The 13,337-nt window shown below is 69.7% G+C and carries 8 protein-coding genes; 7 read left to right on the top strand and 1 reads right to left on the bottom strand.

Going from position 1 to position 13,337, the window contains the following annotated elements; genetic code table 11:
• The first annotated feature begins 114 nt into the window (after window positions 1-114).
• Together mca and ACTWQO_RS03125 are read left to right on the top strand one after the other, a co-directional pair.
• Window positions 115-975 (top strand): mycothiol conjugate amidase Mca, encoded by an 861-nt coding sequence (gene mca, locus ACTWQO_RS03120; RefSeq protein WP_443235752.1) that lies wholly within the window; start codon window positions 115-117, stop codon window positions 973-975.
• Complete coding sequence (locus tag ACTWQO_RS03125) at window positions 968-1,216, top strand: hypothetical protein (protein ID WP_443235624.1); 249 nt, start codon at window positions 968-970, stop codon at window positions 1,214-1,216. Before mca ends, ACTWQO_RS03125 begins: the two co-directional genes overlap by 8 nt.
• Window positions 1,217-1,228: 12 nt before the next feature.
• On the opposite strand, the gene ACTWQO_RS03130 is transcribed toward ACTWQO_RS03125, so the two are convergent.
• Window positions 1,229-4,429: a tetratricopeptide repeat protein gene (locus ACTWQO_RS03130; RefSeq protein ID WP_443235625.1), complete on the bottom strand. Its 3,201-nt coding sequence runs from the start codon at window positions 4,427-4,429 to the stop codon at window positions 1,229-1,231.
• Window positions 4,430-4,566: 137 nt separating this feature from the next.
• Between ACTWQO_RS03130 and ACTWQO_RS03135 the strand changes: the two genes are divergently transcribed.
• From ACTWQO_RS03135 to ACTWQO_RS03155, 5 genes are all read left to right on the top strand, one after another.
• Window positions 4,567-6,597, top strand: coding sequence for a thioredoxin domain-containing protein (locus tag ACTWQO_RS03135; protein WP_443235626.1), 2,031 nt, complete (start codon window positions 4,567-4,569; stop codon window positions 6,595-6,597).
• 199 nt (window positions 6,598-6,796) lie between these two features.
• Window positions 6,797-8,059 carry a glycosyltransferase gene (locus ACTWQO_RS03140; protein ID WP_443235627.1) on the top strand — a complete coding sequence of 421 codons (1,263 nt, stop codon included), beginning with the start codon at window positions 6,797-6,799 and terminating at the stop codon, window positions 8,057-8,059.
• On the top strand, window positions 8,056-9,702 hold the full coding sequence (locus ACTWQO_RS03145) for an ArnT family glycosyltransferase (protein ID WP_443235628.1): 1,647 nt from the start codon (window positions 8,056-8,058) through the stop codon (window positions 9,700-9,702). Before ACTWQO_RS03140 ends, ACTWQO_RS03145 begins: the two co-directional genes overlap by 4 nt.
• Window positions 9,699-10,874, top strand: a complete 1,176-nt coding sequence (locus tag ACTWQO_RS03150) for a glycosyltransferase (protein ID WP_443235629.1) — start codon at window positions 9,699-9,701, stop codon at window positions 10,872-10,874. The genes ACTWQO_RS03145 and ACTWQO_RS03150 overlap by 4 nt, the downstream gene beginning before the upstream one ends.
• Before the next feature lie 11 nt (window positions 10,875-10,885).
• Window positions 10,886-13,288, top strand: a complete 2,403-nt coding sequence (locus ACTWQO_RS03155) for a galactose oxidase-like domain-containing protein (RefSeq protein ID WP_443235753.1) — start codon at window positions 10,886-10,888, stop codon at window positions 13,286-13,288.
• The last annotated feature ends 49 nt before the right edge of the window (window positions 13,289-13,337 follow it).

Genomic DNA, 13,337 nt, shown 5'->3' on the forward strand with positions numbered 1-13,337 from the left:
GAGCGCCGGAATTTTTCGCCCCCAACGTCGGTCACTATAGAAGCCGCCGATCGCGCCCTCCCACACCGGGCGCCGACTGACGAGGATTGAGTCTTGACTGACCAGCTGCGACTGATGGCCGTCCACGCCCACCCCGACGACGAGTCGAGCAAGGGTGCGGCCACGATGGCGAAGTACGTGTCCGAGGGGGTGGACGTGCTGGTGGTGACCTGCACGGGCGGGGAGCGCGGCTCCATCCTCAATCCGAAGCTCCAGGGGGACAAGTACATCGAGGAGCACATCCACGAGGTACGCAAGAAGGAGATGGACGAGGCCCGGGAGATTCTCGGCGTGAAGCAGGAGTGGCTCGGCTTCGTCGACTCCGGCCTGCCCGAGGGCGACCCGCTGCCGCCCCTTCCCGAGGGCTGCTTCGCCCTGGAGGACGTCGACAAGGCGGCCGGTGAGCTGGTGAAGCAGATCCGCTCGTTCCGTCCGCAGGTCATCACGACGTACGACGAGAACGGCGGCTACCCGCACCCCGACCACATCATGACCCACAAGATCTCGATGGTGGCGTTCGAGGGCGCGGGGGACGCCGAGAAGTACCCGGAGCAGGAGTTCGGCCCGGCGTACCAGCCGCAGAAGCTCTACTACAACCAGGGCTTCAACCGTCCCCGCACCGAGGCGCTGCACCAGGCCATGCTCGACCGCGGCATGGAGTCGCCCTACGGCGACTGGCTCAAGCGCTGGGACGAGCATGGCATGAAGCAGCGCACGCTCACCACGCACGTTCCGTGCGGTGACTTCTATGAGATCCGCGACAAGGCCCTGATCGCGCACGCCACGCAGATCGACCCCGACGGCGGCTGGTTCAAGGTGCCGCTGGAGCTCCAGAAGGAGGTCTGGCCGACGGAGGAGTACGAGCTCGCGAAGTCCCTCGTCGATACCTCCCTCCCCGAGGACGACCTCTTCGCGGGCATCCGCGACAATGCCTGACATGAGCGCAAGCGCAAGCCTGGCAATGACACAGCTCGCCACCCTCGCGAAGGAGGTGGACGAGGACAAGGTGACCCCCGGCGTCCTCGGGTTCATCGTCTTCGCGGTGATGGCTCTGGCCGTGTGGGGTCTGATGAAGTCGATGAACCGCCACATGGGCAGGGTCGACTTCAAGGAGGCCGAGGAGACGGAGACGCCGGAGACCTCCTCGGCCGACCCCAAGGCCAAGCAGCGGGGCTGACGTGGCGCGCCCCTATCGGGGCGTTGCCACAGCCACCCCCATCACCTCCCGCGCATGCCTCCCCGGCACCATCCCCAGCCGCCAGGCCTGCCAGCCGGCCTCGAGGTTCACGCCGCGCTCCAGTAGCAGCGCATACGCCTCGACGTAGTCGTCCAGCTTCTCGTCCCGGGCTGTGTGACCCGAGTGGGACAGCTGTGCCAGCTCCTCCTGAGCCACCGCCGTCCCGACCTCCACCCCGCCCGGGGCGGCGTACGGCAGGAGCGTGCAGCGCAGGAAGCGGGCCCAGTCCTCGCCGCGGCGGTCGCCGTACGAGGTGAACAGGCCGACCGCCTCGTCGCACAACGCCAGCGCCTGCTGGGTACGGGTGTTGCCCGCGTCCACCACCGCCAGCTCCAGGCAGGTCCACGCCTCCCCGTGTGCGACCCCGATGCGCTGGAAGTCGGCGCGGGCGTCCACCAGCAGCTGACGGGCGAACCCCGAGTTCCTGAGCGACCCCGTCTGCGCGGCCCGTTGATCCCGGGTGGCCCGCGCCGAGTGGTGCCGGGCGCAGGCGAGCCCGTACACGTCCCGCATCCGGGAGAACATGGTCCGGGAGCGCTCCAGTTCGCGGACCGCGAGGTCCAGGTTGCCGGTCTCCTCCAGGGCCTGGCCGAGGTAGTACACCGACCAGGCCTCGCCCCGGGCGTCCTCGTTGTCGCGGTGCCGGGCGGCCGCCTGGCGGAGGCGGTCCACCGCCTGTGACGGGTCGCCGGCGACGAGGCGGGCGCGGGCCAGCTGGGTCAGGGCCCAGGCCTCGCCGCGGGCGTCGCGGGTGCGGCCGTAGAGATCGAGGGCCGTGGAGAGTTCCGACTCCGCGCGCGGTACGTCGCCCATGCGCAGCGCCAGCTGGCCGAGCTGGAAGTGGGCCCACGCCTCGCCGTGCACCGACTCGCCGGCGCGGTGCAGGACGAGGGACTCGTTCAGCAGCTCCAGGGCCTGGGACAGATGGGCCCGGTCCCGTTCCACCGCCGCCAGCGCGTGCATCGTCCAGGCCCGGTCCGTCGCCAGCTCGGGAGACGCCTGGAGCTCCAGGGCCTCCTGGAGCTTCGCCGAGGCCTCGATCAGGTTGCCCTGGTGGTGAAGGGTGATGCCGAGGGAGCACAGGGCGCGGGCCGCGCCCGCGTCGTGATGCGCCTCCATGTACAGGTCGACCACCGAGGTGAGGGTGGTGCGCGCCTTGTCCAGTTCGCCCAGCTGACGGGCCGCGATGCCCGTACGCCACTGCACCGAGCGGACCAGCAGGCCCTGGTCGACGGCCTGCGCCAGCTCGCTGATCTCGCCCAGGCGGTAGAGGTCGCCGCGCAGCAGGCAGTAGTCGCAGAGCGCGCCCAGCAGATTGAGCACCGCCGCCTGGTTGACGCCTTCCGCGTGCCGAAGCGCCGCCGTGATGAAGCTCGACTCGTCGTCCAGCCAGCGCAGCGCGTCGTCGAGGGAGGTGAAACCGTGCGGGCTGAAGCGGTCCGAGCGGGTCGACATGTTGCCGTCGACCAGGCGCAGTACGGAGTCGGCGAGGTCGGCGTAGTTCACGATCAGCCGTTCCTGCGCCGCCGTACGCTCGGCGGGTTCCTCCTCGTCGAGGAGCCGGGCCTGGGCGAAGGCGCGGACCAGGTCGTGCAGGCGGTAGCGGTTGCCGCGTACATGGTCGATCAGGCCCGCGTCGGAGAGCGTGACCAGGTGCCGGGTCGCCTCCGCCTCGTCCGTGGCCAGCAGCGCCGCGGCCGCCGCCGCGCCCAGCGAGGCCCGGCCCGCCAGCGCGAGCCGGCGCAGCAGTCGGCGCGCCGCCTCGGGCTGGTCGGTGTAGCGCAGCCACAGCACGCGCTCGACCGGTTCCACCGGGCCGTACGCCCCCAGGTCCGCCGCCAGCCGGCGCGGTGAGCGCGGGCCGAGCGAGGAGCCCGCGATCCGCAGCGCGAGCGGCAGCCCGCCGCACAACTCCCGTACCTGGTCGGCGGATTCGGCGTCGTACGGACCCGAGGCGTCCTGCGCCGTCGCGCCCAGCAACTCCTCCGCGCCCGCCGCGCCCAGTGCCTCCACCGGCAGCTGATGCACCCAGGCCGGCAGGTCCGCGGGCAGGTCGAGGGATGTGCGGGCGGTGACCAGGACCAGGCTGTCGGAGCGCTCCGGGACCAGCGTGCGGACCTGCTCCGGGTCCGAGGCGTCATCGAGTACGACGGTGACGGGCAGGCCCGTCAGATGCTGGTGGTACAGCTCGGTCAGCCGCTTGAGGTGCTGGTCGGGGGAGGAGCGCTCGCGGAACAGCAACTGCTCGCGCGGAGCGCCGAGACGATTCAGCAGATGCAGCAGGGCGTCCCGGGTGGACAGCGGCGACTCCTCCGGGCTGTCGCCCCGCAGATCCACCACGCACGCCCCGCGGAACTGGTCCTTCAGGTCGTGCGCCGCGCGGATCGCGAGTGCGCTGCGGCCGCTGCCGGGCGCCCCGTGCAGCACGACCACGGTCGGCCGGGTCTGCGTACTCGCGCGGGCCGCCTGCACCCACTGCCGGATACGCGCCATCTCGGCCCGCCGGCCCGCGAACGGACCGTCCGGCTCCGGCAGTTGCCCGAAGGACTGCTCCAGCACACTCCGCCCACGTGCCGCCGCGCTCTTGTCCGTGCCGCGCAGCTGCGGCCCCTTCTTCTTCGGTCCCGTGGACGCGGTGATCACCCGCTGCTGATCGAGCCACGGACGGATACCGCGCACCTCCAGCGCCGTCAGCCACTGCAGCCGCAGCTGTTCGGGCCCGCCCGGCTGACCGGCCTCACCCGCGCGACGATGCGCGGCAGGCAGATGCGACCCGGCGACCTTCACGACGGTGGCCGCCGCGCCGACGACACCGACGGCCACACCCGCGCCCACCGCCGTCCCCGCGTCCGTGCCGAGCGCCAGGTCGGCCACCGCGGCGGCGACCGCGGCGACCCCGGCCACCATCAGTGGCGTACCGCCGCCCTCCCGCGCATACCGCTTCCCGAACCCGATCTGCCCGGCCTCGGCCTCGTCCAGCGCACGCGTGTAGGCCTCGTACTCCTCGGCGGCCTTCTGCGCCATGGCGTCCAGTTCCCCGCGCGCCCGCGACAACAGCACCTGACCGTCGGTACGGCCGCCCGAACGCCGTACCTCTTCCTCCACGGCCCGGGCCAACAGCCGCTCGGCATCCGCCCGGTGGCTGTCCCGCATGTCATGTCCCCCTCCGGCGGCAATGGTTCTTGGTCAAGTGTGCTGCGGACCGGGCTCCAAGGGGAGGGGGCCCGGGGGATCAAGCTCAGGTTGTGTGCTGTCCGGCGTTCCCCGGGTACTGCGGCAGGATGGACCCCATGCCGAACCGACTGGCCCAAGAGACGTCCCCCTATCTCCTCCAGCACGCCGAGAACCCCGTCGACTGGTGGCCCTGGTCGGCCGGGGCCTTCGACGAGGCCAGGAAGAGCGGCAAACCGGTCCTGTTGAGCGTCGGCTACAGCAGCTGTCACTGGTGCCATGTCATGGCGCACGAGTCCTTCGAGGACCAGGAAACCGCCGACTACCTCAACACCCACTTCGTCAACATCAAGGTCGACCGCGAGGAACGCCCCGACGTGGACGCGGTCTACATGGAGGCCGTCCAGGCGGCCACCGGTCAGGGCGGCTGGCCCATGACCGTGTTTCTCACGCCGGATGCCGAGCCCTTCTACTTCGGGACCTACTTCCCGCCGGCGCCGCGGCACGGGATGCCGTCGTTCCGGCAGGTGCTGGAGGGCGTGCGCAGCGCGTGGACGGACCGGCGGGAGGAAGTGGCCGAGGTCGCGGGGAAGATCGTGCGGGATCTCGCCGGGCGGGAGATCTCCTACGGCGGCCCTGAGGCGCCGGGTGAGGAAGAGCTCGCGCGGGCTCTCCTCGGACTCACCCGTGAGTACGACGCACAGCGCGGCGGGTTCGGCGGCGCTCCGAAGTTTCCGCCGTCCATGGTGATCGAGTTCCTGCTGCGGCATGCGGTCCGCACCGGGTCGGAGGGCGCGCTGCAGATGGCCGCCGACACGTGCGAGCGGATGGCGCGAGGCGGCATCTACGACCAGCTCGGCGGCGGGTTCGCCCGGTACTCCGTCGACCGCGAGTGGGTCGTGCCCCACTTCGAGAAGATGCTGTACGACAACGCCCTGCTCTGCCGCGTCTACGCCCACCTCTGGCGCACCACCGGCTCCGCGCTGGCCCGGCGCGTCGCCCTCGAAACCGCCGACTTCATGGTGCGCGAACTCCGTACCAATGAAGGCGGGTTCGCCTCCGCGCTCGACGCCGACAGCGACGACGGGAGCGGCAAGCATGTCGAGGGGGCCTACTACGTCTGGACGCCGGAGCAGCTGCGTGACGTCCTCGGTGACGACGCCGAACTCGCCGCCGACTACTTCGGTGTGACCGAGGAGGGCACCTTCGAGGAGGGCGCTTCGGTGCTTCAACTCCCGCAGCGCGAGGGCGTGTTCGACGCGGAGAAGGTGGAGTCCATCAAGCGGCGGCTCCTTGCCGCCCGTGCCGCCCGCCCCGCCCCCGGCCGCGACGACAAGGTGGTCGCCGCCTGGAACGGGCTCGCGATCGCCGCGCTCGCCGAGACCGGCGCCTACTTCGACCGCCCCGATCTGGTCGAGGCAGCGGTCGGCGCCGCCGATCTCCTCGTACGGCTGCATCTGGACGACCACGCGCAGATCGCCCGTACCAGCAAGGACGGGCAGGTCGGGGCGAACGCGGGGGTGCTGGAGGACTATGCGGACGTGGCCGAGGGGTTCCTCGCGCTCGCGTCCGTCACGGGGGAGGGGGTGTGGCTGGAGTTCGCCGGATTCCTGCTCGATCATGTCCTCGCCCGGTTCGTCGACGAGGAGTCCGGCGCGCTCTACGACACCGCCTCCGACGCCGAGCAGCTGATCCGCCGTCCGCAGGATCCGACCGACAACGCCGCTCCCTCCGGCTGGACCGCCGCCGCCGGTGCCCTGCTGAGCTATGCCGCGCAGACGGGTGCCGAGCCCCATCGCACGGCCGCCGAGCGGGCGTCGGGGGTCGTCAAGGCGCTGGGGCCGCGGGTGCCGCGGTTCATCGGGTGGGGGCTCGCCGTCGCCGAGGCGCTGCTCGACGGGCCGAAGGAGGTCGCGATCGTGGGGCCGTCCCTCGACGACAAAGCGACAAAAGCCCTGCATCGTACGGCACTTCTGGGCACCGCCCCGGGCGCGGTCGTCGCCGTGGGGACTCCGGAGAGCGATGAGCTTCCGCTGCTCGCCGGCCGGCCGCTCGTTCAAGGTGAACCGGCGGCGTACGTCTGCCGTAACTTCACGTGTGACGCCCCGACGACCGACGCGGAGCGGCTGCGCACCACGCTGAACGGCTGAAACGCAGCGGTGAGGCCGGAATTCGACGTGCCAAAATTGCGCATGTGTTGGGATGTGTCCGGCAAGTAGCGCCCCGTTCTGAAACAAAGTATTTAACGGAACTGCTCCCACGCTTCACACTTTCCCCCTAATCTCCCCACAGTGTCGCGACGGTGATGGGTCACCGTCGCGAGGGGGTTTGGGGATCTGGGGGGATCTGTTGCTGACGTCTGTCTTCATCGCTGCCGTTTCACTGGCCTTGTTCTGGATGGCGGCCTTCACCTTGTGGTGGCAAATGCACGCGTGGCGTACGCCCGAAGTGCTCGCCTCCACCCGATTCAGCAGTCCGGACGGTGGCGAGCACCGCTCGTTCTCGCTGCTGCTGCCGGCACGCCATGAACAGGCCGTGCTGGACCACACCATCCAGCGGCTGCTGGAGTCCACGCACACCGACTTCGAGATCATCGTCATCGTCGGGCACGACGACCCGGAGACCACCGAGGTGGCCCGGACGGCGGAGGCGCGCGATCCGCGGGTCCGCGTGGTCGTCGACACCCATGAGAAGAAGAACAAGCCGAAGGCCATGAACACGGCGCTGCCGCACTGCCGCGGCGACATCGTCGGGGTCTTCGACGCGGAGGACCAGGTCCATCCGGAGTTGCTCGCCCATGTGGACCACGCCTTCCGGACGACCGGGGCGGACGTCGTCCAGGGGGGCGTCCAGCTCATCAACTTCCACTCCAGCTGGTACAGCCTGCGCAACTGCCTGGAGTACTTCTTCTGGTTCCGCTCCCGGCTGCATCTGCATGCGCAGAAAGGTTTCATCCCGCTCGGCGGCAACACCGTCTTCGTACGGACGGAGGTCCTGCGGGAGGCCGACGGCTGGGATCCCGACTGCCTCGCCGAGGACTGCGACCTGGGCGTACGGCTGTCCAGCGTCGGCAAGAAGGTCGTCGTCGCCTACGACTCCGACATGGTGACCAAGGAGGAGACACCCGGCAGTCTCGTGTCGCTGCTGAAGCAGCGCACCCGCTGGAACCAGGGCTTCCTCCAGGTGTACCGGAAGAAGGACTGGAAGCAACTCCCGGGCTTCGGGCAGCGGTTGCTCGCCCGCTACACCCTGATGACGCCGTTCATGCAGGCCTTCACCGGCGTCATCATCCCGCTGAACGTGGCGATCGCGATCTTCCTCGATGTCCCGGTCGCCATCGCGTTCATCACCTTCCTGCCGGCCGTGACGGCGATCGTCACCTTCGTCTTCGAGGTCGTCGGACTGCACGACTTCGGCAAGCAGTACGGGCTACGCGTCCGCTTCGTCCACTACGTCAAGCTCGTCGTGGGCGGCCCCTTCTACCAGGTCCTCCTCGCCGGGGCCGCCGTCCGCGCCGTATGGCGTGAGCAGCGCGGCCGGAACGACTGGGAGCTGACGACTCATGTCGGCGCGCATCTCACCGAAGTGATCCGAGAGGACGTTCCTGCGTGACCTCCACTCTTCCCGCGGTGACCAGCGTTACGGTCCCCGCGCAGCGGCAGCCTGCGCCTGTAGCCGGTTCGACCGGTCGAACGACGCCGCCGAAGAGGCTGCGTTCCTCCCGCCCCGACCTCCTTCTGTGCGGTGTGCTCCTGGTGGCGATCCTCGTCGTCCAGGGCTGGAACATCGCCGCCTACCCGACGCTCAGCGACGACGAGGGCACCTATCTCGCCCAGGCCTGGGCGGTCCAGCAGGGCGAGGGCCTCGCCCACTACACGTACTGGTACGACCACCCGCCGCTCGGCTGGATCCAGATGGCCCTGCTCACCTGGATACCGGCCGCCCTCAGCCCCGAGTCGATGACGGTCGGCTCGATGCGCGTGATGATGCTGGTGATCAGCGGCATCAGCGCGGTCCTCGTGTACGTACTCGGCCGCCGCCTCTCCCTGCCGCGCTGGGCCGCCGGGCTCGGCATGGTCCTCTTCGGGCTCTCGCCGCTGTCCGTCGTCCTCCAGCGGGAGATCTTCCTCGACAACCTCGCGGTGATGTGGACGCTGCTGGCGTTCTGCCTCGCCGCCTCCCCGAGCCGTCACCTCTGGCACCACTTCGGCGCGGGCATCGCCGCCGCCACGGCCGTGCTCACCAAGGAGACGATGCTCGTCATCCTGCCCGCCCTGTTCGTGACGATGTGGCGGCACAGCCACCGCGACACCCGCAAGTTCGCCCTCACCGGAGCCATCACGGCCTGCGCCCTGATCGGCTTCGCGTATCCGCTCTTCGCGCTCCTCAAGGGCGAGCTGCTGCCGGGCAGCGGCCATGTCTCTCTCTGGGACGGCATCAAGTACCAGATGACCAGGCCGGGTTCGGGCTTCATCCTGGACCGGGGCACCGGATCGTACGGCGTCCTGCAGTCCTGGCTCTACTACGACCGCGTCCTGCCCCTCGGCGGCCTCGCGGGCGCCCTGCTCCTGCTGGCCACCTGGCGCTGGTCGGTCACCGCCCGCGCCCTCGCCGGACCGGCGCTCACCGTGGCGATCCTCGCCCTGCTCGCCCTGCGCCCCAACGGCTATCTGCCCGCGATGTACGTCATCCAGGCGCTGCCCTTCCTCGCCCTGGTCCTCGCCGGAGGCACCGCCTCCGTCGCCCACGCCGTCCTCCGCAGATGGCGACTGCCGGACGAACAGCGCTATCTGACCAGGGGCCGGTACACACTCGCCGTCGTCCTCGCGCTCGCCGCCGGCGCGTACGTCGTACCGCGCTGGTACGAGGGTGACCGCACCGCCGTCACCGCCGACGCCAACGCGCCCTACCGGGCCGCCTCGCAGTGGCTCAGCAGTGAGGTGGCGGACCCGGAGGACACCCGGGTACTCGTCGACGACGCGCTCTGGCTGGACCTGGTGCACTCCGGGTACGAGCCCGGGCTCGGCGTCATCTGGTTCTACAAGGCCGACCTCGACCCGGCGGTGACGAAGACGATGCCGCGCGGCTGGCGGGACCTCGACTACGTGGTCGCCTCGCCGACGGTGCGGCGTGACGCGGTCGACCTGCCCAACGTCAAGGCGGCCATCGAGCACTCGACTCCGGTCGCCGTCTTCGGCAAGGGCGAGGACCGCATCGAGATCCGGCAGATCCAGTCGGCGGGGGGCGTCCGATGAGCCAGGAATACACCACACCGGTGCCCGTGCCGGACCTGGAGGCCTCCGAGGTCCCTGAGCCCGGCGCCGTCACCATCGTCGTACCGACCTTCAACGAGTCCCAGAACATACGGGAGTTGCTGCACCTGATCACCGAGTCGGTGCCGTCCCGGCTGCCCTGCGAAGTCCTCTTCGTGGACGACTCCACCGACGACACCCCCCAGGTGATCAGGGAGGCCGCGCGGGACTGCCCGTTCCCGGTGGCCGTACTGCACCGCGACGAGCCAGTCGGCGGGCTCGGGGGCGCGGTCGTCGAGGGGATGAGGGCCGCCACGTCGGACTGGATCGTCGTGATGGACGGCGACTGCCAGCATCCGCCGTCCCTGGTACCGGACTTGGTGGCCACCGGCGAGCGGTCGAACGCCGGTCTCGTCGTCGCCTCCCGGTACATCAAGGGCGGCAGCAGAGCAGGACTGGCGGGCAGCTACCGCGTGGCAGTGTCGCGGGCGGCGACCTGGCTGACCAAGTCCCTCTTCCCGCGCAAGCTGCACGGCATCAGCGACCCGATGAGCGGCTTCTTCGCCATCCGCCGCAGCCACATCACCGACGGCACGCTGAAGCCGCTCGGCTACAAGATCCTGCTGGAGCTGGCGGTCCGGAGCCGTCCGCGCACGGTCACCGAGGTGCCGTTCGTGTTCCAGGAGCGCTTCGCCGGTCAGTCCAAGTCCACGGCAACGGAGGGGCGGCGCTTTCTGCGGCACCTCGCCGGGCTGCGTACGGCCGATCCGCTGGCCCGCATGGTCGTGTTCGGGCTGATCGGACTGACGGGCTTCGTGCCGAACCTGGTCGCGCTGTGGGCGTTGACCGGAGCGGGGATGCACTATCTGCCCGCGGAGATCGTCGCCAACCAGTTCGGCGTGGCCTGGAACTTCCTGCTCATCGAGAAGCTGCTGTTCCGCGACCGGCGCGGGCACCGCCACTGGGCCGACCGCACCGTACGGTTCGGGCTGCTCGCCAACGCCGACCTGGTGCTCCGCATCCCGCTGATCGCCCTGTTCGTGGGGCAGTTCGGACTGTCGGTGCTGCCCGCCACGGCGCTGGCCCTGGTCATCACCTTCGTCCTGCGCTTCGTCGGGACCGAAGCGCTGGTCTATCTGCCTCGCAGGAGCCGCACAGTAAGGAGTACCGCATGAGATACAGCCGCATGAGATCCCGACGGAGACCGGCTCTGTTGGCCGTCATGGGCCTCACCGCAGGCCTGTTGCTCAGCACACCCCAACCCGCCTCCGCCGCCAACCTCATCAAGAACCCCGGCTTCGAGACCGCCGGCACCGACGGCATGCCGTACTGCTGGGCGAAGTCGGGCTGGGGCGACAACGACTTCAGCTTCACCACGACGGCCGACGCCCACTCCGGCACCAAGGCCATGAAGGTCGAGCTGACCCGCCGGGTCTCCGGCGACCGCAAGGCCCTGGTCACCGAGTCGACGGCGTGCGCGCCGGTCGTGACGGTGGGCAAGCAGTACGACCTGGGGCTCTGGTACAAGTCGACCACCCCGGACACGTCCCTCACCCTCTTCCGGCACGACACCACGGCGGGCTGGCAGTACTGGACCGACCTCAAGACGCTGGAGCTGGCGGGCGCCTGGACCCAGGCGTCGGTCCGCACCCCCGCGGTCCCGGCCGGCACCGACCGCATCTCCTGGGGCGTCTCCGTCTACGGCACCGGCTCGGCCACCACCGACGACTACACGATGGACCAGGTCGCCGACCCGGTATCCCAGCCGGTGTGCACGGGCACGCCCGCGGAGTGCGCCAACGGCAGGTGGGACGTGCTGCCCACGAAGAACCCGGTGCGCTCCATGCACTCCGTCGTCCTCAACAACGGCAAGGTGCTGCTGATCGCGGGCTCCGGCAACAGCGAGGAGCAGTTCAAGGCGGGCACCTTCACGTCGGCGGTCTACAACCCGGCCACCGGCACCTACAAGGTCATCCCCACGCCGAAGGACATGTTCTGCGCCGGGCACGTGCAGCTCCAGGACGGGCGCGTGCTGGTGATGAGCGGCAACAAGGGCTATCCGACGGCGGACGGCACGATCGGCTACCAGGGCTACAAGGACTCGTACATCTTCGACCCGGTCAGCGAGACGTACAGCAAGACCAACGACATGAACGACGGCCACTGGTACCCGTCGGCGACCGCCCTCGGCAACGGTGACGTCATCTCCTTCGGCGGACTGAAAGAGGACTCGACCGGCTCGGTGACCGCCGAACTGTGGTCGGACGCCGAGCAGCAGTGGCTGCCGACGTGGAAGGTCAACCAGACCTGGTCGTACTGGGGTCTGTACCCGTCGATGATCCTGATGCAGGACGGCCGCCTCTTCTACTCGGGCAGCCACACCTTCGGCAACAACATCCCGGGCACCGGATCGGCGATCTACGACTACAACGCCAACACGATCACGCAGACGCCGGGCCTGCAGAAGAAGGACGAGCGCGACCAGTCGGCGAGCGTGCTGCTGCCCCCGGCGCAGGACCAGAAGGTCCTCACCCTCGGCGGCGGCAACATCGACTCCAACCCGGACGCCAACCGGCTGACCGACGTCATCGACCTCAAGACCGCCAACCCGGCCTACGTGGCAGGTCCGCCGATCCCGCAGGGCACGGTCGACCTCGGCAACGGCAAGGTGGCGCAGACCGGCAACCAGGGCAAGATGTACGTCTCCGCCGTACTCCTGCCCGACGGCAAGGTGCTGGAGACCGGCGGCGCGCTGCACAACCGGGCCGACCCGGTCTTCGAGTCGTCGATCTACGACCCGGCGTCGAACACCTTCGACCCGGTGGCCGCCGACCCGCAGGCGCGCGGCTACCACTCGTCCTCGTTCCTGCTGCCCGACGGCCGGGTGATGTCGACCGGCGACAACCCGGGCAACGGCACCTGGAACCACAACGTGTCGATCTACACCCCGCCCTATCTCCTCAAGGGCACGCGTCCGTCGATCACGTCGGTGATCGACACCGAGTGGAACTACGGCGACACACAGCGGATCACCGTCGACCGTCCCATCGCCAAGGCCGAGCTGATCCGCCCGGCCGCGGTGACCCACTCCTCCGACCCGAACCAGCGGTTCGTGGACCTGCCGCTGTCGGTGGACGGCAACAACATCGACCTGAACGTGACGAGCAACCCCAACATCGCCCCGCCCGGCTGGTACATGCTCTTCGCGGTCGACGCGGGCGGCGTGCCGTCCGTGGCCAAGTGGGTGCACCTCCAGGGCCCGCAGGCCCTGAGCGCCACCGACGCCTCGGCCCACGTCCACTCCTTCGCCGACTCCCTGGAGGGCACGGTCCAGGAGCCCGGCAAGAAGAAGACCTCACAGAAGGTCAGCCCCACCGTCTCCGGCTGCGACCGGCACTACGGCTCGATCAACGTGTGCGTGCCGACCGCGTTCCCGGACGAGGTGAAGAAGACGACGGCGGCCCGTTGTGCCTGGCTCAAGTCGAACGACTACGGCCGCCTGAAGGTCAACGGCAAGGACGACCCACTCCGGCTGGACCGGAACAAGGACGGGTGGGCCTGCGGCAAGAAGGATCTGACGAGGCGCTGAACGCCCCGTCAGGGGCGCGGGGAACTGCGACCAGCCACAAACGGCCCGC

The sequence above is a fragment of the Streptomyces sp. 4N124 genome, from assembly GCF_052245395.1.
Classification (GTDB): Bacteria; Actinomycetota; Actinomycetes; order Streptomycetales; family Streptomycetaceae; genus Streptomyces.